This window comes from Streptomyces sp. NPDC058632 (assembly GCF_042717095.1).
Classification (GTDB): domain Bacteria; phylum Actinomycetota; class Actinomycetes; order Streptomycetales; family Streptomycetaceae; genus Streptomyces.
The window spans coordinates 12,224-34,593 of sequence record NZ_JBHXQZ010000066.1 but is presented as its reverse complement, the minus strand read 5'-3'; the positions used below and the strand labels follow the sequence as shown (position 1 = coordinate 34,593).

Below are 22,370 nucleotides of genomic sequence, written 5' to 3'. Positions count from 1 at the left end.
GCGGGCCCTCCGCGTTCCGTTCCCCGCCTGCCCGCCCCCGGGCTCAGGGCGGCACTCGGCGCGACACTCAGTGCGACCGGGGCGAGACGTCCGCCGCCCGCCTGGCGTCCGCACCCCAGCTCGCCAGCAGCCGCAGCGCCTCGGCGGACGGCGAGCCCGGCTCGGCGTGGTAGGTGACCAGCTGCTGCTCGCTGTCGTCCACCAGCCGGAACGTCTCGAAGGACAGGATCAGCTCACCGACGAGCGGATGCCGCACGCGCTTGACGCCGTGGCTCTTCTCCTTGACGTCGTGCGCGGCCCACAGCCGCCGGAACTCCTCGCTCTTCACCGAGAGCTCCCCGACCAGCGCGGCCAGCCGGGGGTCGTCCGGGTGGCAGCCCGCGTCCCACCGCAGAAAGCCGACCATGTCGGACGTCTTCTGGTCCCACTCCACGAACAGCTCGCGGTAGTCGGGGTCGAGGAACACCAGCCTCGCCCAGTTCCGCTCCTGCGGCGGCAGGGCGCCCCAGTCGCCGAAGACCGCGGCGGCCATCCGGTTCCAGGCCAGGATGTCCGAACGGCGGCCCGCGATGTAGGCGGGGACCGCGTCCATCGTGTCCAGCAGCTGCCGCAGGGCCACCCGCGTCTGCTGGGTGCGCGGCTGCTGCTTCCTCTTCTGCTGCTTCGGCTTCGCCAGATGCACGAGGTGGGAGTGCTCGGCCTCGGTGAGACGCAGGGCGCGCGCGATCGAGTCGAGCACCTCCGCGGAAACGTTCCGCCCGTTGCCCTGTTCCAGACGCGTGTAGTACGCCACGGACACCCCGGCGAGCTGCGCCAGCTCCTCCCGGCGCAGTCCGGGCACCCGGCGGTGCCGCCCGAAGTCCGGCAGCCCCACGTCCTCGGGCTTCAGCCGGGCCCGCCGGGTACGCAGGAACTCGCTCAGCTCCGCCCGCGGGTCCAGACCGCCGCTCCGGCCGGTCGAGGGGCCGGTCGAGGGGGCGGACGTCGGCACGGGATCGGTCTGCTCGTCCATACGTCCAGTATTGCCGGTCGTACGCCTGCCAGCCTGTCCCCGCCAGTGGTACGCACAGCCAACCTAGGCAGAGCGGTGGCCTGGGTAAACCCCGGCCGCGAGGGCAGGCTGGGGCCGTGCCCGGTCGGAAGAAGGCAGCCGGGCGCACCCACTTTCCTAGGAGAACCCCGGCATGACCACTGTTGCCGCGTACGCCGCACCCGCCGCCAAGGCTCCGCTGGAGCGCACCACCATCGAGCGGCGCGAGGTGGGCGAGTACGACGTCCTGATCGACATCAAGTTCGCCGGCATCTGCCACTCGGACATCCACCAGGCCCGCGAGGGCTGGGGCGAGGCGATCTTCCCGATGGTTCCCGGCCACGAGATCGCCGGAGTGGTGTCGCAGACCGGCCCCGGCGTCACCCGGTTCGAGGTCGGTGACCGGGTGGGTGTCGGCTGCATGGTCGACTCCTGCCGTGAGTGCGACAACTGCAGGGCCGGTCTGGAGCAGTACTGCGTGAACGGCTCCGTGATGACGTACAACGGCATCGGCAGGGACGGCGAGCCGACCCACGGCGGCTACGCGCAGAAGATCGTCGTCGACGAGAACTACGTCATCCGTGTCCCCGACGGGCTCGCCCTCGACGTGGCCGCTCCGCTGCTGTGCGCCGGCATCACCACGTACTCCCCGCTCAGGCACTGGAACGCCGGGCCGGGCAAGAAGGTGGCGATCGTCGGACTCGGCGGCCTCGGCCACATGGCCGTCAAGATCGCGCACGCGCTCGGTGCCGAGGTGACGGTGCTGTCGCAGTCCCTGCGCAAGAAGGACGACGGCCTGAAGATGGGCGCCGAGCACTACTACGCCACCGCCGACCCGGCGACGTTCGAGACGCTGCGCGGGACCTTCGACCTGATCGTCTCCACGGTGTCCGCGCCGCTCGACCTCGACGCGTACCTGTCGCTGCTGCGGACGGACGGCGCGCTGGTGAACGTGGGCGCCCCCGAGCAGCCCGTCTCGCTCAACCTCTTCTCGGTGATCGGCGGACGCAAGACCCTCGCGGGTTCGAGCATCGGCGGTATCCGGGAGACCCAGGAGATGCTGGACTTCTGTGCGGAGCACGGCATCGGCGCGGAGATCGAACTGATCGGCGCGAGCGAGATCAACGACGCCTACGAGCGAGTGCTGAACAGCGACGTCCGCTACCGCTTCGTGATCGACACTGCGACGATCTGACACACGGCCCGACACGGGCCGGTACGGCCTGACACGGGCCGGTACGGCCCGACGGACGAAGTTGTGATCCGGGCCCCGGCGCGCCGCGGCGCGCCGGGGCCAGGACCGGTCGGCGTCCGCCGCGGTCAGTGCGGCAGGGTCGCCGGGCTGCCGCCGTTGGCCTCGTAGCCCGCGACCGCCAGGGCCCGGTAGACCGCGAACTCCGCGGCGGGGTCGGGGGACAGGGTCCAGGGGAGCGCGCCGACATGGCCGTCGATGTGCATCAGCTGGTCCATGGCCTCCGCCCAGCGCTCACCGCGGACCAGGAAGAAGACCAGCAGATGCCGGACATGGGCCGCCATCGGGTCGTCCGGGCGGGCCGCGTGCACCGCGTGCAGCGCGCCGTGGACCGCCTTCGTCACCACCTGGCTCTGGTAGAAACCGCTGACCAGGTTCACCTCCGGCAGGTGCTCGAACACCGCGAACAGCGGCATCGCGGCCAGCAGCGACCCCTGCGGCGCCCGCGCCGCCGCGGCCTCCGCGAACGAGTTCGCCAGCTCCCGCGAGCCGTGCCACTTCTCGCACCAGTAGTGCAGCGCGGCCAGATGCGCGCCCATGTGGGCCGGCGCGCGGTCCAGGATCTTCAGCCAGACCTGTTCGAAGTCCGCCCGTTCGTACGCCAGTCCGCGGGCCACCGACAGCTCCACGATGTACGGGACCGGGTCACCGGGGGCCAGCAGCGCCGCCTCGCCGCACGCCGCCTTCGCCTCCTCCATGATGATCCGGAACTCGTCCGTCCCGGGCGCCGCCGTACGCCACGCCTGCTGCACCAGGAACTCGGCGTGCACCGCCGCGCCGCCCGCGTCCTTGGGCGCCTCCGCGCGCCACACCCGCAGCCACTGCCCGCCCGGTGACTCACCGGCCGCCCCGCCGGGCCGCGCGGTGAGTTCCAGCGAGGCAGCCCCCGCGAAGGCCTGCACACGCTGCCAGCGCAGCTCGCTCTTCGCGTCGGTGCCTGCCAGCAACTGCTGGGCCCCGCGGTAGTCCTGGGTGCGCTGCACCAGGTCCAGGACGTCCAGCAGGTCCTGGTCGGGGCCGGGCATGCGGACGTCCAGCTCCTCCTCGAGGGCGAAGCCGTACCCGGCCGGGTCCGCCGCGTCGGGGTGGCCGGCCGGTACCTGCGTGATCCCGCCGCGCCCGCGCCTCAGGAACGGCAGCACCACGAAGCCGATCATGACCACCGCGAACAGGACCAAGAGAATCTCCATGGCTCAAGCGAACCAGATCGAGCCGACAAATGGCCAACGTGGTGCCGGACCTGTGGACAACTCCGCTGCCGCCACGGGCGGCGCGGGCGGACTACCCTCGGTGCACATGAGCGACAGGCACATCAGTCAGCACTTCGAGACGCTCGCGATCCACGCGGGCAACACGGCCGACCCCCTGACGGGCGCGGTCGTCCCGCCGATCTACCAGGTGTCCACGTACAAGCAGGACGGTGTCGGCGGCCTGCGCGGCGGCTACGAGTACAGCCGCAGCGCCAATCCGACCAGGACCGCGCTGGAGGAGAACCTCGCGGCCCTGGAGGGCGGCCGCCGCGGCCTCGCGTTCGCGTCCGGGCTGGCGGCCGAGGACTGCCTGCTGCGTACGCTGCTCGCCCCCGGCGACCACGTGGTGATCCCGAACGACGCGTACGGCGGCACGTTCCGCCTGTTCGCCAGGGTCGTCGCCCGCTGGGGCGTGGAGTGGTCGGTGGCCGACACCGGCGACCCGGCCGCCGTCCGGGCCGCCCTCACCCCGAAGACCAAGGCGGTATGGGTGGAGACCCCCTCCAACCCGCTGCTCGGCATCACCGACATCGCCGCCGTCGCCCAGGTCGCCCGGGACGCGGGCGCCCGCCTCGTCGTCGACAACACCTTCGCCACCCCGTACCTCCAGCAGCCGCTCGTGCTCGGCGCGGACGTCGTCGTGCACTCCCTGACCAAGTACATGGGCGGCCACTCGGACGTCGTCGGCGGCGCCCTGGTCACGGGGGACGCGGAGCTCGGCGAGGAGCTGGCCTACCACCAGAACGCCATGGGCGCGGTCGCCGGGCCGTTCGACTCCTGGCTGGTGCTGCGCGGCGCCAAGACGCTCTCCGTGCGCATGGACCGGCACAGCGAGAACGCCACCAAGGTCGCCGACATGCTCAGCAGGCACGCGCGCGTGACGGGCGTCCTCTACCCGGGCCTGCCCGAGCACCCCGGCCACGAGGTCGCCGCCAAGCAGATGCGGTCCTTCGGCGGCATGGTCTCCTTCCGCGTGGAGGGCGGCGAGGAGGCGGCCGTCGAGGTCTGCAACCGGGCCAGGGTGTTCACGCTCGGCGAGTCCCTGGGCGGCGTCGAGTCGCTGATCGAGCACCCCGGGCGCATGACGCACGCGTCCGTCGCGGGCTCCGCCCTGGAGGTCCCCGCCGACCTGGTCCGCCTCTCCGTCGGCATCGAGAACATCGACGACCTGCTCGAGGACCTGCAGCAGGCGCTCGGCCGCTGAGGGCCGCCGTCGAAGCCCGTGTCAACGGGGTGGAGCCGCCCCCGATAGCGGCTCCGCCCCACGGACGCGCCCGCTCCTGCCCCGCACCGCTCTGCACGCCTGCCGTGTACGGCGCGGCGGGCCGTACGGCGCGGCTCGGGAGCTCAGGAGGCCGGCTGTTCGTCCTGCCCCGGCAGGGCCGGTGCCGCCATCCGGGCGGACAGCGCGCTGTTGAAGCGCGTGAGGAGCGCGCAGAACGCCTCGCGCTCCTCCTGCTCCCAGTCCTCCGTCAGCTCGGCCATCAACTGACGCCGTGAGGAACGGACTTCCTCCAGACGCGAGTGCCCGCGCGGAGACAGCTGGAGCACCACCGCCCGGCCGTCCTCGGGGTGCGAGGTGCGTTTCACCAGACCGGTGTCCACCAGCGGGGCCACCTGACGGGTGACCGTCGACGAGTCGATGCCCATGCTCGCGGCGAGCGCCTTGACTCCCATCGGGCCTTCGTTGTCGAGGCGGTTGAGCAGCAGATAGGCGGCGCGGTCCATGGAGTTGCGCACCTGGCCGACGCCGCCGAGCCGGGTCTGTTCGGCGCGGCGGGCGAACAGCGCCACCTCGTGCTGCAGCTTTTCGAGGAGGCCGGGGTCACCGACGGTCGTCATGTCCATCGACATATCAGGTGTTGTGGGCATGGCCGGAGGCTCACTTCGTGAAGGGCTGCTAATTGGGGGACAGGGTACGCGGCCGGGAGGCGGGCCGTACCGACGCTGCGCAAAGCCGGGTCCGCCCGTTGGTCACCGCGTTCGCCCGTCCCCCGTGAACTGCGATGCTGGAGTCATGAGCTACGGCACGGCTGACTCCTTGCGCACCGTCACCCTCGACGACGTACGCGGTGCCCGGAAGATGCTGCAGGGCGTCGCGCGGATGACTGCGATGGAGAGCAGCAGGTACCTGTCCCGCACGGTGGGCACTCCGGTGCACCTGAAGTGCGAGAACCTCCAGCGGACGGGTTCGTTCAAGCTGCGCGGCGCGTACGTCCGGATCGCCGGGCTGCTGCCGGAGCAGCGCGCCGCCGGTGTCGTCGCCGCGAGTGCCGGAAACCACGCGCAGGGCGTCGCGCTCGCGTCCTCGCTGCTCGGGGTGGATTCGACGGTGTTCATGCCGAAGGGCGCCCCGCTGCCGAAGATCAGCGCCACCCGGGAGTACGGGGCCGAGGTGCGCCTGCACGGCCAGGTGGTCGACGAGGCGCTGGCCGCCGCCGAGGAGTACGCGGCCGGGACGGGCGCCGTGCTCATCCATCCCTTCGACCACCCCGACATCATCGCCGGCCAGGGCACCGTGGGTCTGGAGATCCTGGAGCAGTGCCCGGAGGTGCGCACGATCGTCGTCGGCATGGGCGGCGGCGGGCTGGTCGCCGGGATCGCGGTCGCGGTGAAGGCGCTGCGGCCGGACGTACGGATCATCGGGGTGCAGGCGGAGGGCGCGGCCGCGTATCCGCCCTCGCTGGCGGCCGGGCACCCGGTGTCGGTGCGCGACCCGGCGACGATGGCCGACGGCATCAAGGTGGGGCGGCCCGGCGACGTGCCGTTCGGGATCGTCGGCGAGCTGGTGGACGAGGTCCGCACCGTCACCGAGGGTGAGCTGTCGGCCGCGCTGCTGCTGTGCCTGGAGCGGGCCAAACTGGTCGTGGAGCCGGCCGGGGCGAGCCCGGTCGCGGCGCTGCTGAGCCGTCCCGACGCCTTCGAGGGGCCGGTCGTCGCCGTACTGTCCGGTGGCAACGTCGACCCGGTACTGATGGAGCGGGTGCTGCGGCACGGCATGGCCGCGCAGGGCCGCTACCTGGCCGTACGGCTGCGTCTGCCGGACCGGCCGGGCGCTCTCGCGACGCTTCTCGGGGCGTTGTCGGTGGCCGACGCCAACGTCCTCGACGTGAGCCATGTACGGACCGACCCCCGGCTCGGGCTCACGGAGGTGGAGGTCGAAGTGCACCTCGAGACGAAGGGCCCGGCGCACCGCACCGAGGTCGACCGGATCCTGCGCGACGCGGGCTACGCGGTCATCGACTGACCCGGAGCCACCCCCGTACCGTTCGGCGACGGCATGGCGGAGCCCCGGCAGCCTCCCTGTCGGGAGAGCTGCCGGGGGCCGGTCGGGGACGCGCGGCGTGCGAAGTCCCCGGGGTACGGCATCGCAGGGTGGAGCCGGCTGGAGTCAGCCGTCGTACGGCTCGGCCTCGAGGATCTTCACCGAGGCCTTCCTGCCGTTCGGCAGCTCGTACTCCGCTTCCTCACCGACCTTGTGGCCGTTGACTCCGGCACCCAGCGGGGACTGCGGTGAGTACGTCTCGATGTCCCCGCTCGCGTATTCACGCGAGGCGAGGAGGAAGGTCAGCGTGTCGTCCTCGTCGCCGTCGAAGGCGATCGTGACGACCATGCCGGGCGCCACCGAACCGTCGGCCGCCGGCGCCTCACCGACCTTGGCGCTTTCGAGGAGCTGGGTGAGCTGCCGCACGCGGAGCTCCTGCTTGCCCTGCTCCTCCTTGGCCGCGTGGTACCCGCCGTTCTCCCGCAGGTCGCCCTCCTCGCGCGCGGCGGCGATCTTGGCGGAGATCTCCGTACGCGCGGGACCAGTAAGGTACTCAAGCTCGTCCTTGAGCTTGTTGTACGCCTCCTGGGTCAGCCAGGTGACGTTCTCGCTGGTCTGGGTCACTGGTGCTCCTCGTAGGTACGTGGAAATACAAAGCATCGCCCTCCCTGAAGGATGTTCCTCCACGGATGGGCGAAACCACGAGCCTAACAATTCAGCGGAGGAAGGGGGAGGACATAAGCCACCAGAATCTTGTTCCCGCAGGTCAGTGGCTCTGCATTTCTCGCAACACCGGTCCGGTCGGACTCAGTCGGCGTGGCAGCCGAGGAGCTCGGCCGAAGTACCCGGGGACGTCGTGCGCAGCGTGACGATTTTGTCGACGCGGGTGCCGTCCCCGCCGAAGCGGAAGTCGGCGCGGCCCACCTCGGCACCGTCCGCGGCCTGGGACCGCACCGTGCAGTAGCCCTCGACGCCGGCGTCCTTGTGGACCTCCAGACGCACCTGCACCTCGGTCTTCGAGACGTCGAAGGCGATCAGCTCACCGCTGATCTCGTTCTGGACGACATAGTGGTAACCGAACCAGCCGAACAGGGCGAGCAGGACCACGGCCAGACCCGCACCGACGATCTTGAGAGTGCGGTCCGCACGTTCGTCCGAGGAGCGGCCGTAACGGCCCTCGGGCGGTCGCGTGCTCGCCGTACTCATGGTCGTCTCCTCGGCAGGAACGGGACGCGTGCCCCCGGGGAGGCCCGGAGGCGGACTCCGGAATTATTCGTCCCTGGCTTCGGTCACTATAGAAGCCTTCGTCCACCGTCCGACCGCCACCCCACCGCGACGCCCGGGGGACACCTCCCGCGGGACGGCCGCCGGCGGGATCGTGTGCCGGGTGCGCGGGGCGCCTGACGACTTGCCGACTTGAGGAATGAGTCTTGACTGACCAGTTGCGACTGATGGCCGTGCACGCCCACCCCGACGACGAGTCGAGCAAGGGTGCGGCCACCATGGCGAAGTACGTGTCCGAGGGGGTGGACGTGCTGGTCGTGACCTGCACGGGCGGGGAGCGCGGCTCCATCCTCAACCCCAGACTGCAGGGCGACCCGTACATCGAGGAGAACATCCACGAGGTGCGCAGGAAGGAGATGGACGAGGCCCGGGAGATCCTCGGGGTGAAGCAGGAGTGGCTCGGCTTCGTCGACTCCGGTCTGCCCGAGGGCGACCCGCTGCCCCCGCTGCCCGAGGGCTGCTTCGCCCTTCAGGACGTGGACACGGCGGCCGGGGAGCTGGTGCGGAAGATCCGCGCGTTCCGTCCCCAGGTGATCACCACCTACGACGAGAACGGCGGCTACCCGCACCCCGACCACATCATGACCCACAAGATCACCATGGTGGCCTTCGAGGGCGCGGCGGACACCGGGACGTACCCGGAGGACGAGTTCGGCCCGGCCTTCCAGCCGCTGAAGGTCTACTACAACCAGGGTTTCAACCGCCCCCGCACCGAGACGCTGCACCAGGCGCTGCTGGACCGCGGCATGGAGTCGCCGTACGGGGACTGGCTCAAGCGCTGGTCGGAGTTCGAGCGCAAGGAGCGCACGCTCACCACGTACGTCCCGTGCGCGGACTTCTTCGAGATCCGTGACAAGGCCCTGATCGCGCACGCCACACAGATCGACCCCGACGGCGGCTGGTTCCGGATCCCGATGGACATCCAGAAGGAGGTCTGGCCCACCGAGGAGTACGAGCTGGCGAAGTCCCTCGTCGATACCTCCCTCCCCGAGGACGACCTCTTCGCGGGCATCCGCGACAATGCCTGACATGAGCGCAAGCGCACACCTGGCAATGAGCCACCTGGTCACCCTCGCCGAGCTCGACGAGGACAAGGTCACCCCCGGTGTCCTCGGCTTCGTCGTGTTCGCGGTGATGGCCCTGGCGGTCTGGGGCCTGATGAAGTCGATGAACCGGCACATGAACCGGGTCGACTTCGCCGAGCCGGGGCCCCGGGCGGCAGAACCCGGGAACGCCGGGCAGCCGACCGCCGACACGGCAGGCAAGAAGAAGCAGGGCTGAAGAAGCAGGGCTGAAGAAGCAGGGCCGACCCGCGCGGCCCTCCGGTGCCCGGAGGGCCGTGCGGCAGCACGCGCGGGCGGCGGCGCCCGCGGGGTCGCGCACATCACACGGTGGCCCGCGTCACACGGGAGTCCGTCCTCACCGGCCGGGCTTCTCGCACCGCCGGCCGACGCGGCCCCCTGGCCAGGAGCTCGCCGGCCCGCTTCGGGCGGCTGCTCCAGGACGTCGTCCGTCGCAGGCCCACCCCGCACCCGGCAGGCACCTGGGGACCGGCAGCCACCGGCGGTACGGGCCGCGTCGGTCGCGCACGCGACCGTGAGGTCCTGGAGTACACCGTGCGCCGGCCCCCAGCAGGGCCGCGGGGCCGCAGGGGTGTCCGCGCCCCCACCGGGCCGGCCGTCATCCCACCGGGCCGCCCCGCGTCTGCGACCCCACGGCCACCCCCATCACCTCGCGCGCCTGGCGACTGGGGACCATGCCCAGGCGCCAGGCCTGCCAGCCCGCCTCCAGGCTCGCCCCCCGCTCCAGCAGCAGCTGGTAGGCGTCCACGTAGTCGCCCAGCTTGTCGTCGCGGGCGGCGTGCGCGGTCCGGCCGAGCTGGGCCAGCTCCTCCTGGGCCACCGCCGTGCCGACCTCCGTACCGCCGGGGGCCGCGTACGGGAGCAGGGTGCAGCGCAGGAACCGGGCCCAGTCCTCGCCGCGCCGGTCCCCGTAGGACGCGAACAGTGCCGCCGCCTCGTCGCACAGGGCCAGCGCCTGCTGCGTACGGGCGTTGCCCGCGTCGACGACCGCCAGCTCCAGGCAGGTCCACGCCTCGCCGTGGGCCACCCCGATGCGCTGGAAGTCCGCGCGGGCGTCGACCAGCAGCTGACGGGCGAAGCCGGAGTTGCGCAGCGAGCCGGTCTGCGCGGCCCGCTGGTCGCGGGTCACCCGGGCCGAGTGGTGCCGGGCGCAGGCCAGCCCGTACACGTCCCGCATCCGGGAGAACATGGTGCGGGACCGCTCCAGCTCGCGCACCGCCCGGTCCAGGTCCCCGGTCTCCTCCAGCGCCTGGCCCAGGTAGTACAGCGTCCACGCCTCCCCGCGGGCGTCCTCGTTGTCCCGGTGCCCGGCGGCGGCCCGCCGCAGGTCCTCCACGGCCGGTGAGGCGTCCCCGGCGACCAGCCGGGCCCGGGCCAGCTGGGTCAGCGCCCACGCCTCGCCGCGGGCGTCGCGGGTACGGCCGTACAGCTCGAGCGCGGTGCGCAGCTCCGTCTCGGCGCGCGGGACGTCGCCCGTCCGCAGGTGCAGCTGCCCGAGCTGGAAGTGCGCCCACGCCTGGCCGTGCACGGACTCGCCCGCCCGGTGCAGCACCAGCGACCCGGTGAGCAGCTCCAGGGCCTCGGCCAGCCGGGACCGGTCGCGTTCCACCGCGGCCAGCGCGTGCATCGTCCACGCCCGGTCGGTGGCCAGCCGGGGCGCGGACTGCAGGTCCATCGCCTCCCGCAGCCGCGCCGACGCCTCCGTCAGGTTGCCCTGGTGGTGCAGCGTGATGCCCAGCGAGGTCAGCGCCCGCGCGGCACCCGCGTCGTGATGCGCCTCCCGGTACAGGTCGACCACCGAGGTCAGGGTCGTCCGCGCCGTGTCCAGCTCACCCAGCTGACGTGCCGCGATACCGGTGCGCCACTGCACCGAACGCACCAGCAGTCCCTCGTCCACGGCCTGCGCCAGCTCGCTGATCTCCCCGAGCCGGTACAGGTCGCCGCGCAGCAGGCAGTAGTCGCACAGCGCGCCGAGGAGGTTCAGCACCGCCCTCTGGTCCACGCCCTCCGCGTGCCGCAGCGCCGCCGTGATGAAGCTCGACTCGTCGTCCAGCCAGCGCAGCGCCTCGTCCAGCGACGTGAAGCCGTACGGGCCGAAGCGGTCCGAGCGGGTCGACATGTTCCCGTCGACCAGGCGCAGCACCGAGTCGGCCAGCTCGGCGTAGTTCACGATCAGCCGCTCCTGCGCCGCCGCCCGCTCGGCCGGGCCCTCCTCGTCGAGGAGACGGGCCAGCGCGAAGGCGTGTACGAGGTCGTGCAGCCGGTAGCGGCCCTGGCGCACCGGGGTGATCAGACCGGTCCGGGACAGCGCCTCCAGGTGCCGCCGCGCCTCGGCCTCGTCGGTGCCGAGCACCGCCGCCGCCGCGGCGGCGCCCAGCGAGACCCGGCCCGCCAGCGCCAGCCGGCGCAGCAGCCGCCGCAGCGTGTCCGGCTGGTCGGCGTAGCGCAGCCACATGGCACGCTCGACCGGGTCGACCGGGCCGTACGCGCTCAGGTCCGAAGCCAGCGCACGCGGCGAGCGCGTGCCCAGCGACGAACCGGCGATCCGCAGCGCCAGCGGCAGCCCGCCGCACAGCTCCCGGACGAGGCCTGCCGACTCGGCGTCGTACGGCTCGGACGAGTCCTGCGCGGCGGACGACAGCAGCTCCTCCGAACCCGCCGGGTCCAGCGCCTCCACCGGCAGCTGGTGCACCCGGGCCGGCAGGTCGTCGGGCAGGCCGAGCGGCGCGCGGGAGGTCACCAGGACCAGGCTGTCGGAACGCTCCGGCAGCAGGGTGCGGACCTGCTGCGGGTCCGCGGCGTCGTCGAGGACGATCGTGACCGGCATGCCCGTCACATGCTGGTGGTACAGCTCGCTCAGCCGTCTGACCTGCTGGTCGGGCGAGGACCGCTCACGGAACAGCAACTGCTCGCGGGGTGCCCCCAGCCGGTTCAGCAGATGCAGCAGCGCGTCCCGGGTCGACAGCGGCGCCTCGCCGGGACTGTCGGCGCGCAGGTCGACCACGCAGGCGCCGCGGAAGTGGTCCTTCAGGTCGTGCGTGGCACGCACCGCGAGCGTGGTCCGGCCGCTGCCGGGCAGCCCGTACAGCACCACCACCGTCGGCAGTGTCCCGGTGGCCGCGCGCGCGGCCTGCACCCACTGCCGGATCTGCGCCATCTCCCGCCGCCGCCCCGCGAACACACCCACCGGCTCGGGCAGTTGCCCGAACGACTGCTCGAGCACGCTGCGTCCGCGGGCCGCCGCGCTCTTGTCCGCGCCGCGCAGCCGCGGCCCCTTCTGCCGGGGCCCCGTGGACGCGGCGAGCATCCGCTGCTGGTCCAGGAACGGCCGGATACCGCGCACCTCCAGCGCCGTCAGCCACTGCAGCCGCAACTGCTCGGGCCCGCCCGGCTGGCTCACCGCGCCGGCCCGGTGGTGGGCGGCGGGCACATGCACGCCCACGACCTTCACCACGGTCGCCGCCGCCCCGGCCACCCCGACGGCCACGCCCGCGCCGAGCGCCGTCCCGGTTCCGGTGCCGAGGAGGAGGTCGGCGACCACGGCCGCCGCCCCGGCCACCCCGGCCACGAGCAGTGGCGTCCCGGCACCCTCACGGGCGTACCGCTGGCCGAAAGTGAGCTGTCCGGCCGCCGCGTCGTCCAGGGCACGGGTGTACGCCTCGTACTCCTCGGCAGCCGTCCGCGCCATCGCGTCCATGGCGCCGCGCGCCCGGGACAGCAGCACCTTTCCGTCGGTGCGCCCGCCCGAGCGGCGCACCTCCTCCTCCACAGCCCGTGCCAGCAGCCGCTCGGCGTCCGCACGATGACCGTCCCGCATGTCACGTCCCCCTCCGGCGGCCTCGTCCACACCCGGTGTGCCCGGCTGTCCTCGGGTCCCTCCCGTCCCCTCCCCGAGACCCCTGCCGGTTATGCGTGGCCCGAGCACCCTGTGCACGCCATATCTTGGGGGAGGGGGACAGGACGACATCCGTGCGACGGACGCCCGCGTGGCCGGCATCCGCGTCACGGACGGCGGCGGGGCGCGCGGGTACAGCGGCGCCGTGCCGGTACTGGGGCAGGATGGACCCATGCCGAACCGACTGGCCCACGAGACGTCCCCCTACCTCCTTCAGCACGCCGACAACCCCGTCGACTGGTGGCCCTGGTCGGACGAAGCCTTCACCGAGGCGCGCGAGCGCGACGTGCCCGTCCTGCTGAGCGTCGGGTACGCGAGCTGCCACTGGTGCCATGTCATGGCGCACGAGTCGTTCGAGGACCGGGCGACCGCCGACTACCTGAACGCGCACTTCGTGAGCGTCAAGGTGGACCGGGAGGAGCGTCCCGACGTGGACGCCGTCTACATGGAGGCCGTGCAGGCGGCGACCGGGCAGGGCGGCTGGCCGATGACCGTGTTCCTCACCCCGGACGCCGAGCCGTTCTACTTCGGCACCTACTTCCCGCCCGAGCCCCGCCAGGGCATGCCGTCCTTCCGGCAGCTGCTCCAGGGTGTGCGCCAGGCCTGGGACGAGCGCCGGGACGAGGTCGCCGAGGTCGCGGGGAAGATCGTGCGGGACCTGGCGGGGCGGGAGATCTCCTACGGCGACGCGCGGCTGCCCGGCGAGGAGCAGCAGGCGCAGGCGCTGCTCGGCCTGACCAGGGAGTACGACCCGCAGCGCGGCGGATTCGGCGGGGCGCCGAAGTTCCCGCCGTCCATGGTGATCGAGTTCCTGCTCAGGCACCACGCCCGCACCGGTGCCGAGGGCGCCCTCCAGATGGCGGGGGACACCGCCGAGCGGATGGCCCGCGGCGGCCTCTACGACCAGCTCGGCGGAGGCTTCGCCCGCTATTCCGTCGACCGGGACTGGGTGGTGCCGCACTTCGAGAAGATGCTCTATGACAACGCCCTGCTGTGCCGCGTCTACGCCCATCTCTGGCGGTCCACCGGGTCCGAGCTCGCGCGCCGGGTCGCGCTGGAGACCGCCGACTTCATGGTGCGCGAACTGCGCACGCCCGAGGGCGGGTTCGCGTCCGCGCTGGATGCCGACAGCGACGACGGGACGGGGCGGCACGTCGAGGGGGCGTACTACGTCTGGACGCCCGCGCAGTTGCGTGAGGTGCTCGGAGCGGAGGACGCCGAACTCGCCGTGCGGTACTTCGGGGTGACCGAGGAGGGCACCTTCGAGGAGGGCGCTTCCGTCCTCCAGCTTCCGCAGCAGGACGAGGTCTTCGACGCCGGCCGGATCGCCGGACCCGGCGGGATCAAGGAGCGGCTGCTCGCGGCGCGCGGCGCACGTCCCGCTCCCGGCCGGGACGACAAGGTCGTCGCCGCCTGGAACGGGCTGGCGATCGCCGCTCTCGCCGAGACCGGCGCCTACTTCGACCGGCCGGACCTGACCGAGGCCGCGGTCACCGCCGCCGACCTGCTGGTCCGCGTGCACCTCGACGACCACGCCCGGATCGCCCGGACCAGCAAGGACGGCCGTGTCGGCGGCAACGCGGGCGTCCTGGAGGACTACGCCGATGTCGCCGAGGGCTTCCTCGCGCTGGCCTCGGTGACCGGGGAGGGGGTGTGGCTGGAATTCGCCGGGCTGCTGCTCGACCATGTGCTGGCCCGCTTCGCCGACCCCGAGTCGGGTGCCCTGTACGACACGGCGTCCGACGCCGAGCGGCTCATCCGGCGCCCGCAGGATCCGACCGACAACGCCGTCCCGTCCGGCTGGACGGCCGCCGCGGGCGCGCTGCTCGGGTACGCGGCGCAGACCGGCTCCGAACCCCACCGCACGGCCGCGGAACGGGCGTTGGGCGTGGTGAAGACGCTCGGTCCGCGGGTGCCGCGATTCGTCGGCTGGGGGCTCGCGGTCGCCGAGGCGGCGCTGGACGGGCCGCGGGAGATCGCGGTGGTCGGCCCCGCGCTCGACGACCCGGCCACGACGGCCCTGCACCGTACGGCGCTTCTGGGAACGGCCCCGGGCGCGGTGACCGCCCTCGGGACACCGGAGAGCGACGAGTTCCCGCTGCTGGCCGACCGGCCCCTGGTGGGCGGTGAACCGACCGCGTACGTCTGCCGCAACTTCACCTGCGACGCGCCGACGACCGACCCCGATCGGCTGCGCGCGGCCCTGGGCGGCTGAGGCGGGCAGGTGGGCGAGGCGGGCAGGTGGCGGCCGGGCCCAACCAGGCTTCCTGGCGGCCGAGTCGGCCGCCAATTGGTGAAACCGGCCACAGGGTGACTCGATTAGGACGCAACCGGTCGCTCCAAGCAACGACATGCAACAGGTTCTTTATCCGAACACCTCCCGGATTTCACAACTCCCCCCTAATGTCTGCACGGTGACGTGACAGGCGCGCGCCGTGTGAGCGATGTGCCGTCACGTGCCGGGGGACTTGGGATCTGGGGGGATCTGTTTGTTCACGTCTGTGTTCATCTCTGTCGTTTCGCTGGCCCTGTTCTGGATGGCCGCGTTCACCCTGTGGTGGCAGATGCATGCCTGGCGCACGCCGGAAGTGCTGGCCTCCACCCGGTTCAGCAGTCCGGACGGTGGGGAGCACCGGTCCTTCTCGCTGTTGTTACCCGCCCGGCACGAGCAGGCGGTGCTCGACCACACCATCCAGCGGCTCCTGGAATCGAGCCACACCGACTTCGAGATCATCGTGATCGTCGGCCACGACGACCCGGAGACCGCCGCGGTCGCCGAGGCGGCGGCCGGCCGGGACCCACGCGTCCGGGTCGTCGTCGACACGCACGAGAAGAAGAACAAGCCGAAGGCCATGAACACGGCGCTGCCGCACTGCCGCGGCGATGTCGTCGGGGTCTTCGACGCGGAGGACCAGGTCCACCCGGAGCTGCTCGCCCACGTCGACCACGCCTTCCGCTCCACGGGCGCGGACGTCGTCCAGGGCGGAGTGCAGCTGATCAACTTCCACTCCAGCTGGTACAGCCTGCGCAACTGCCTGGAGTACTTCTTCTGGTTCCGCTCGCGGCTCCATCTGCACGCGCAGAAAGGATTCATTCCGCTGGGCGGCAACACCGTCTTCGTCCGCACCGACGTGCTGCGGGCGGCGGACGGCTGGGACCCCGACTGCCTCGCCGAGGACTGCGACCTCGGTGTCCGGCTCTCCAGCGTGGGCAAGCGGGTCGTCGTCGCGTACGACTCCGACATGGTGACCCGGGAGGAGACCCCCGGCTCACTGATGTCGCTGCTGAAACAGCGCACCCGCTGGAACCAGGGCTTCCTCCAGGTGTACCGGAAGAAGGACTGGAAGCAACTGCCCACGTTCGGGCAGCGGATGCTGGCCCGCTACACCCTGATGACGCCGTTCCTGCAGGCGTTCACCGGACTGGTCATCCCGTTGAACGTGGCCATCGCGCTCTTCCTCGACGTGCCCGTCGGCATCGCCTTCGTCACCTTCCTGCCGGCCGTCACCGCCCTGGTCACCTTCGTGTTCGAGGTGGTCGGGCTGCACGACTTCGGCCGGCAGTACGGGCTCCGGGTCCGCCTCGTGCACTACCTCAAGCTCGTCGTCGGCGGCCCCTTCTACCAGGTGCTTCTCGCCGGCGCCGCGATCCGTGCCGTCTGGCGCGAGCAACGCGGGCGCAACGACTGGGAGCTGACCACGCATGTCGGCGCACACCTCACCGCGGACGACGTGACCCGAGAGGACGTTCTCGCGTGACCTCCACCCTCCCCGCGGCGAATGCCGCGGGAGCGATGAACGCTGCCCGCAACCGGACCGCAGGAACGGCAGAGGCGGCAGAGACGGCAGAGGCGGCCGGGACCGCCGCGCCGGTCCCGCAGGTCCCCGCCCCCCATGGCCCCGAGCCCGGGCCCGGGCCCGAGGCCGGTCCCACCCGCACCCGCACCGGCCGCCGCACGGAGCCACCGGGCCGCCTGCGCTCCTCCCGCTCCGACCTCCTCCTGTGCGGTGTCCTCCTGGTGGCGATCCTCGTCGTCCAGGGCTGGAACATCGGCTCCTATCCGACCCTCAGCGACGACGAGGGCACCTACCTCGCCCAGGCCTGGGCCGTCCAGGAGGGCCGGGGTCTGGCCCACTACACCTACTGGTACGACCACCCGCCCCTCGGCTGGATCCAGCTCGCCGTGCTGACCTGGATCCCCGCGACGATCAGCCCGGAGTCGATGACCGTCGGCACCATGCGGGGAGTGATGCTGCTGATCAGCGGCATCAGCGCGGTCCTCGTCCACGTCCTCGGCCGGCGGTTCGCGCTGCCCCGCTGGGCGGCCGGCCTCGGCATGGTCCTGTTCGGGCTGTCCCCGCTGTCGGTGGTGCTCCAGCGCGAGATCTTCCTCGACAACCTCGCGGTGATGTGGACGCTGCTCGCGTTCACCCTCGCCGCCTCGCCGAGCCGCCACCTCTGGCACCACTTCGGCGCCGGGATCGCCGCCGCCACGGCGGTGCTCACCAAGGAGACGATGCTCGTCGTCCTGCCCGCCCTGTTCGCCACCGCGTGGCTGCACAGCCACCGGGACACCCGCAAGTTCGCGCTGACCGGCGCCGTCACGGCCTGCGCGCTGATCGGATTCTCCTATCCGCTGTTCGCCCTGCTCAAGGGCGAACTGTTTCCCGGCGGGGGGCACGTCTCGCTGTGGGAGGGCGTCCAGTACCAGCTGACCAGGCCCGGTTCGGGATTCATCCTCGACCAGGGCTCCGGCTCGTGGGGCGTCCTGCAGTCCTGGCTGTACTACGACCGGGTGCTGCCCCTGGGCGGCCTGGCCGGCGCGCTGCTGCTGCTCGCCACCTGGCGCTGGTCGGTCACCGCCCGCGCGCTCACCGGACCGGCGCTCACCGTGGCGGTCCTCGCCGCGCTCGCCCTGCGCCCGAGCGGCTATCTGCCCGCCATGTACGTGATCCAGGCGCTGCCCTTCCTCGCGCTCGTCCTCGCGGGCGGCACCGCGAGCGTCGCCCACGCCGTTCTGCGCCGATGGCGGTCCGGCACCGAGCGCCGCTCCGTCGGGTACGCCCGGTACGCGCTCGCCGCCACACTCGCCCTCGCCGCCTGCGCCTACGTCGTGCCCCGCTGGTACGACGGTGCCCGCACCGCCGTCACCACCGACGCCAACGCCCCCTACGAGGCCGCGTCGCGCTGGATGGCCACCGAGGTGCCCGACCCGGGCGGCACCCGGGTGCTGGTGGACGACGCGATGTGGCTGGACCTGGTGCACGCCGGGTACCGGCCCGGACTCGGCGTCATCTGGTTCTACAAGGCCGACCTGGACCCGGCGGTGACGAAGACCATGCCGCGCGGCTGGCGGGACATCGACTACGTCGTCGCCTCACCGACCGTACGGCGCGACGCGGTGGACCTGCCCAATGTCAAGGCGGCCATCGAGCACTCGGAGCCGGTCGCCGTGTTCGGCACCGGCGCGGACCGCGTCGAGATCCGCCAGGTCGCCACCACCGAAACCAGCGGAACCACCGGAGGAACCCGATGAACCAGGAGTCCACGGTCCCCGGCGAGCTGGACGCCCCCGCCGCCCCCGCCGCAGTCCCCGCCCCGGCCACCGCGAGTGTGCCGGAGCCCGGCGCGGTCACGATCGTCGTGCCGACGTTCAACGAGTCAGCGAACGTCAGGCAGTTGCTGCGGCTGATCACCGAATCGGTGCCGGTCCGGCTGCCCTGCGAGGTCCTCTTCGTGGACGACTCCACCGACGACACCCCCGACGTCGTGCGCGAGGCGGCCCGCGACTGTCCCTTTCCGGTGACCGTGCTGCACCGGGAGGAGGCGGCGGGCGGCCTCGGCGGCGCCGTCGTGGAGGGCATCAGGGCCGCCTCGTCGGACTGGGTCGTCGTCATGGACGGCGACTGCCAGCATCCGCCGTCCCTGGTACCGGAGTTGGTGGCGACGGGGGAGCGGGCGCAGGCCGAACTGGTCGTCGCCTCCCGGTACATCGAGGGAGGCAGCCGCGCCGGGCTGGCCGGCGGCTACCGGGTGGCCGTCTCGCGCGGGGCGACCTGGCTGACCAAGTCCCTGTTCCCGCGACGTCTGCACGGCGTCAGCGACCCGATGAGCGGCTTCTTCGCCGTCCGCCGCAGCGCCGTCACCGCCGACGTCCTCAAGCCCCTCGGCTACAAGATCCTCCTCGAACTGGCCGTCCGCAACCGCCCCCGCACGGTCGGCGAGGTGCCGTTCGTCTTCCAGGACCGGTTCGCCGGTGAGTCCAAGTCGACCGCCAAGGAGGGGCTGCGCTTCCTGCGGCACCTCGCCGGGCTGCGCATGGAGTCCTCGCCGGCCCGCATGATCGCCTTCGGGCTGATCGGGCTGACCGGCTTCGTGCCCAACCTGCTGGCACTGTGGGCGCTGACCGGGGCGGGCCTGCACTACCTGCCGGCCGAGATCGTCGCCAACCAGTTCGGCGTCGCCTGGAACTTCCTGCTGATCGAGACCCTGCTGTTCCGCGAGCGGCGGCGGCACCGGCACTGGACCGACCGCACGGCGCGGTTCGCGCTGCTCGCCAACGCCGATCTGCTGCTGCGGCTGCCGCTGATCGCGCTGCTGGCCGGCCGGTTCGGGATGGCCGTACTGCCGGCCACCGCGCTGGCCCTCGTCACCACCTTCGTCCTGCGCTTCGCCGCCACCGAGGCGCTGGTGTACCTGCCCCGCAAGACCCGCACAGCCGAGACCCGCACAGCCGAGACCCGCACAGCCGAGACCCGCACAGCCGAGACCGGCGCCGCAGGGCGCCGGCCGGAAGAGGGCCGCACCGAAGAGGGCCGCACCGCGAGGAGCACCGCATGAGAACGCGGAGCAGGAGCCCGCACCGTACGAGAACCCCTGCGCGATCCAGACGCCGTACCGCCCTGCTGGCCGTCGGCGCGCTCACCACCGGTCTTCTCCTCACCGCTCCGCAGCCCGCCTCCGCCGCCGGCCTGATCACGAACCCCGGGTTCGAGACCGCCGGCGTGGACGACATGCCGCACTGCTGGGAGAAGTCCGGCTGGGGCGACAACGACTTCTCCTTCACCACCACCTCCGACGCCCACTCCGGCGACAAGGCGATGAAGGTCGAGCTGACCCGCCGCGCCGAGGGCGACCGCAAGGCGCTGATCACCGAGTCCGCCGAGTGCGCGCCGGTCGTGACGCCGGGCAGGCAGTACGACCTGGGCCTCTGGTACAGGTCGACGACCCCGGACGCGTCCCTCACCCTGTTCCGGCACGACGAGACGGCCGGCTGGCAGTACTGGACGGATCTGAAGACGCTGGACATGCAGCCCGCGACCTGGACGGAGGCGACGGTCCGCACCCCGGAGGTCCCGGCGGGCACCGACCGCATCTCCTGGGGCGTCTCCGTCTACGGCACCGGCGCGGTCACCACCGACGACTACACGATGGACCAGGTCGCCGAGCCGGTTCCGGACCCGGGCTGCACCGGCACCGCCGTCGAGTGCGCCGACGGTTCGTGGGAGGTGCTGCCCACGCGGAACCCGGTGCGCTCGATGCACTCGGTGGTGCTGCACAACGGCAAGGTGCTGCTGATCGCGGGCTCCGGCAACAGCGAGGAGCTGTTCGAGGCCGGCACCTTCACCAGCGCCGTCTACGACCCCGAGGACGGCACGTACGAGGTGATCCCCACACCGGACGACATGTTCTGTGCCGGACACGTGCAGCTCCGGGACGGCCGGGTACTGGTGATGAGCGGCAACAAGGGCTACGCGGCCGCCGACGGCACGATCGGCTACCAGGGCTACAGGGACTCGTACGTCTTCGACCCGGAGACCGAGACCTACACGAGGACCAACGACATGAACGACGGCCACTGGTACCCGTCGGCGACGGTCCTCGGCAACGGCGACGTGATCAGCTTCGGCGGTCTGCGCGAGGACTCCACCGGTTCGGTCACCGCCGACCTCTGGTCCGACGCCGAGCAGCGGTGGCTGCCGATGAACCAGGTCAACCAGACCTGGTCGTACTGGGGCCTGTACCCGTCGATGATCCTGATGCAGGACGGGCGGCTGTTCTACTCGGGCAGCCACGTCTTCGGCAACAACATCCCGGGCACCGGCTCGGCGATCTACGACTACGACGCCAACACGGTCACCGAGGTCCCGGGCCTGCGGAACAAGGACGAACGGGACCAGTCGGCGAGTGTGCTGCTGCCCCCGGCGCAGGACCAGAGGGTGCTCACCCTGGGCGGCGGCAACATCGACTCCAACCCGGACGCGAACCGGCTGACCGACGTCATCGACCTCAAGGAGGCGAACCCCGCCTACGTCGCCGGTCCGCCGATCCCGCAGGGCACGGTCGACTACGGTGACGGCCCGGTGCCGCAGACCGGTGACCAGGGCAAGATGTACCTCTCCGCGGTCCTGCTGCCCGACGGCAAGGTGCTGGAGACCGGCGGCGGACTGCACAACCGGGCCGACCCGGTCTTCGAGACGTCGCTCTTCGACCCGGTGGCGGAGACCTTCGACCCGGTGGCCGTCGACCCCGAGGCACGCGGCTACCACTCCTCGGCGTTCCTGCTGCCCGACGGCCGGGTCATGACCACCGGCGACAACCCGGGCAACGGCAGCTGGAACCACGACGTGTCGGTCTACAGCCCGCCCTACCTCTTCAAGGGCGGGCGGCCGGTGATCACCTCGCTGATCGACAGCGAGTGGACCTACGGCGACACCCAGCGGATCACCGTCGACCGGCCCGTCGCCAAGGCCGAGCTGATCCGTCCGGCGGCCGTCACCCACTCCTCCGACCCGAACCAGCGGTTCGTGGACCTGCCCCTGTCCGTCGACGGAAACGACGAGAACACCGTCGACCTGAACGTGACGAGCAACCCCGACCTGGCGCCACCCGGCTGGTACATGCTCTTCGCGGTGGACGCGAACGGCGTGCCCTCGGTCGCCGAGTGGGTGCACCTGCGGGGTCCGGCCGCGCTGACCGCCGAGGACGCCGGCGCCCATGTGCACGACTTCGCCGGGGCCCCGGAGGGCAAGGCCACCGGGCCGGGGAGGAAGCGCGCCTCGAAGCCGGTCCCGCCGACCGTCTCCGGCTGCGACCGGCACTACGGCTCGGCCGACGTCTGCGTACCGACCGCCTTCCCGGCCGAGGCCGGGGCGACGACCGCCGCCCGCTGCGCCTGGCTGAAGCGGAACGAGTACGGGACGCTCGAGGTCAACGGCGGGGACGACCCGCTGCGGCTGGACAGGAACCGCGACGGCGTCGCCTGCGGCAAGGGCGACGTCAAGCGCCGCGGCTGAGCACGGGCCGCACGGC

The 22,370-nt window shown here is 72.1% G+C and carries 16 protein-coding genes; 10 read left to right on the top strand and 6 right to left on the bottom strand.

Annotation, left to right across the window (positions count from 1 at the left end; genetic code table 11):
- Window positions 1–67: 67 nt before the first annotated feature.
- Window positions 68–1,012, bottom strand: coding sequence for a helix-turn-helix domain-containing protein (locus tag ACFWVE_RS23830; protein WP_384017396.1), 945 nt, complete (start codon window positions 1,010–1,012; stop codon window positions 68–70).
- 172 nt (window positions 1,013–1,184) lie between these two features.
- Between ACFWVE_RS23830 and ACFWVE_RS23825 the strand changes: the two genes are divergently transcribed.
- Window positions 1,185–2,225 (top strand): NAD(P)-dependent alcohol dehydrogenase, encoded by a 1,041-nt coding sequence (locus tag ACFWVE_RS23825; RefSeq protein ID WP_384017394.1) that lies wholly within the window; start codon window positions 1,185–1,187, stop codon window positions 2,223–2,225.
- Between the two features lie 125 nt (window positions 2,226–2,350).
- Here ACFWVE_RS23825 and ACFWVE_RS23820 read toward each other — a convergent pair whose 3' ends face one another.
- The gene (locus tag ACFWVE_RS23820) at window positions 2,351–3,472 is read right to left on the bottom strand and encodes a hypothetical protein (RefSeq protein WP_384017391.1); all 1,122 of its coding nucleotides are present in this window, start codon (window positions 3,470–3,472) and stop codon (window positions 2,351–2,353) included.
- A 106-nt stretch (window positions 3,473–3,578) separates the two neighbouring features.
- Here ACFWVE_RS23820 and ACFWVE_RS23815 point away from each other — a divergent pair, with 106 nt between their 5' ends.
- Window positions 3,579–4,736: a cystathionine gamma-synthase gene (locus ACFWVE_RS23815; RefSeq protein ID WP_384017388.1), complete on the top strand. Its 1,158-nt coding sequence runs from the start codon at window positions 3,579–3,581 to the stop codon at window positions 4,734–4,736.
- 143 nt (window positions 4,737–4,879) lie between these two features.
- Here the strand turns inward: ACFWVE_RS23815 and ACFWVE_RS23810 are convergent, their stop codons facing one another.
- Entirely contained in the window at window positions 4,880–5,386 is a 507-nt protein-coding gene (locus tag ACFWVE_RS23810) for a MarR family winged helix-turn-helix transcriptional regulator (protein WP_384017418.1), read from the bottom strand.
- A 163-nt stretch (window positions 5,387–5,549) separates the two neighbouring features.
- Here ACFWVE_RS23810 and ilvA point away from each other — a divergent pair, with 163 nt between their 5' ends.
- On the top strand, window positions 5,550–6,779 hold the full coding sequence (ilvA, locus tag ACFWVE_RS23805) for a threonine ammonia-lyase (protein ID WP_384017385.1): 1,230 nt from the start codon (window positions 5,550–5,552) through the stop codon (window positions 6,777–6,779).
- A 144-nt stretch (window positions 6,780–6,923) separates the two neighbouring features.
- On the opposite strand, the gene greA is transcribed toward ilvA, so the two are convergent.
- Both greA and ACFWVE_RS23795 read right to left on the bottom strand, forming a co-directional pair.
- On the bottom strand, window positions 6,924–7,421 hold the full coding sequence (gene greA / locus ACFWVE_RS23800) for a transcription elongation factor GreA (RefSeq protein WP_384017382.1): 498 nt from the start codon (window positions 7,419–7,421) through the stop codon (window positions 6,924–6,926).
- A 183-nt stretch (window positions 7,422–7,604) separates the two neighbouring features.
- Complete coding sequence (locus tag ACFWVE_RS23795; RefSeq protein WP_384017379.1) at window positions 7,605–8,003, bottom strand: DUF4307 domain-containing protein; 399 nt, start codon at window positions 8,001–8,003, stop codon at window positions 7,605–7,607.
- Between the two features lie 224 nt (window positions 8,004–8,227).
- On the opposite strand from ACFWVE_RS23795, the gene mca reads away from it, so the two are divergent.
- Complete coding sequence (gene mca / locus ACFWVE_RS23790) at window positions 8,228–9,109, top strand: mycothiol conjugate amidase Mca (protein WP_384017376.1); 882 nt, start codon at window positions 8,228–8,230, stop codon at window positions 9,107–9,109.
- Window positions 9,102–9,362 (top strand): hypothetical protein, encoded by a 261-nt coding sequence (locus tag ACFWVE_RS23785; protein WP_384017373.1) that lies wholly within the window; start codon window positions 9,102–9,104, stop codon window positions 9,360–9,362. The genes mca and ACFWVE_RS23785 overlap by 8 nt, the downstream gene beginning before the upstream one ends.
- A gap of 399 nt (window positions 9,363–9,761) precedes the next feature.
- On the opposite strand, the gene ACFWVE_RS23780 is transcribed toward ACFWVE_RS23785, so the two are convergent.
- Entirely contained in the window at window positions 9,762–12,980 is a 3,219-nt protein-coding gene (locus ACFWVE_RS23780; protein WP_384017371.1) for a tetratricopeptide repeat protein, read from the bottom strand.
- Between the two features lie 250 nt (window positions 12,981–13,230).
- On the opposite strand from ACFWVE_RS23780, the gene ACFWVE_RS23775 reads away from it, so the two are divergent.
- From ACFWVE_RS23775 to ACFWVE_RS23755, 5 genes are all read left to right on the top strand, one after another.
- Window positions 13,231–15,273 carry a thioredoxin domain-containing protein gene (locus ACFWVE_RS23775; protein ID WP_384017368.1) on the top strand — a complete coding sequence of 681 codons (2,043 nt, stop codon included), beginning with the start codon at window positions 13,231–13,233 and terminating at the stop codon, window positions 15,271–15,273.
- A gap of 274 nt (window positions 15,274–15,547) precedes the next feature.
- The gene (locus ACFWVE_RS23770; RefSeq protein ID WP_384017365.1) at window positions 15,548–16,816 is read left to right on the top strand and encodes a glycosyltransferase; all 1,269 of its coding nucleotides are present in this window, start codon (window positions 15,548–15,550) and stop codon (window positions 16,814–16,816) included.
- Complete coding sequence (locus ACFWVE_RS23765; protein WP_384017363.1) at window positions 16,813–18,594, top strand: ArnT family glycosyltransferase; 1,782 nt, start codon at window positions 16,813–16,815, stop codon at window positions 18,592–18,594. Before ACFWVE_RS23770 ends, ACFWVE_RS23765 begins: the two co-directional genes overlap by 4 nt.
- The gene (locus ACFWVE_RS23760; protein ID WP_384017360.1) at window positions 18,591–19,898 is read left to right on the top strand and encodes a glycosyltransferase; all 1,308 of its coding nucleotides are present in this window, start codon (window positions 18,591–18,593) and stop codon (window positions 19,896–19,898) included. Before ACFWVE_RS23765 ends, ACFWVE_RS23760 begins: the two co-directional genes overlap by 4 nt.
- Window positions 19,895–22,354, top strand: coding sequence for a galactose oxidase-like domain-containing protein (locus tag ACFWVE_RS23755; protein WP_384017358.1), 2,460 nt, complete (start codon window positions 19,895–19,897; stop codon window positions 22,352–22,354). The genes ACFWVE_RS23760 and ACFWVE_RS23755 overlap by 4 nt, the downstream gene beginning before the upstream one ends.
- Window positions 22,355–22,370: the final 16 nt, after the last annotated feature.

Coding starts and splice junctions, on each gene's coding strand:
- ACFWVE_RS23830 (WP_384017396.1), bottom strand. CDS start 1,012: ATGGACGAGCAGACCGATCCCGTGCCGACGTCCGCCCCCTCGACCGGC.
- ACFWVE_RS23825 (WP_384017394.1), top strand. CDS start 1,185: ATGACCACTGTTGCCGCGTACGCCGCACCCGCCGCCAAGGCTCCGCTG.
- ACFWVE_RS23820 (WP_384017391.1), bottom strand. CDS start 3,472: ATGGAGATTCTCTTGGTCCTGTTCGCGGTGGTCATGATCGGCTTCGTG.
- ACFWVE_RS23815 (WP_384017388.1), top strand. CDS start 3,579: ATGAGCGACAGGCACATCAGTCAGCACTTCGAGACGCTCGCGATCCAC.
- ACFWVE_RS23810 (WP_384017418.1), bottom strand. CDS start 5,386: ATGTCGATGGACATGACGACCGTCGGTGACCCCGGCCTCCTCGAAAAG.
- ilvA (WP_384017385.1), top strand. CDS start 5,550: ATGAGCTACGGCACGGCTGACTCCTTGCGCACCGTCACCCTCGACGAC.
- ACFWVE_RS23795 (WP_384017379.1), bottom strand. CDS start 8,003: ATGAGTACGGCGAGCACGCGACCGCCCGAGGGCCGTTACGGCCGCTCC.
- ACFWVE_RS23785 (WP_384017373.1), top strand. CDS start 9,102: ATGCCTGACATGAGCGCAAGCGCACACCTGGCAATGAGCCACCTGGTC.
- ACFWVE_RS23780 (WP_384017371.1), bottom strand. CDS start 12,980: ATGCGGGACGGTCATCGTGCGGACGCCGAGCGGCTGCTGGCACGGGCT.
- ACFWVE_RS23775 (WP_384017368.1), top strand. CDS start 13,231: ATGCCGAACCGACTGGCCCACGAGACGTCCCCCTACCTCCTTCAGCAC.
- ACFWVE_RS23760 (WP_384017360.1), top strand. CDS start 18,591: ATGAACCAGGAGTCCACGGTCCCCGGCGAGCTGGACGCCCCCGCCGCC.
- ACFWVE_RS23755 (WP_384017358.1), top strand. CDS start 19,895: ATGAGAACGCGGAGCAGGAGCCCGCACCGTACGAGAACCCCTGCGCGA.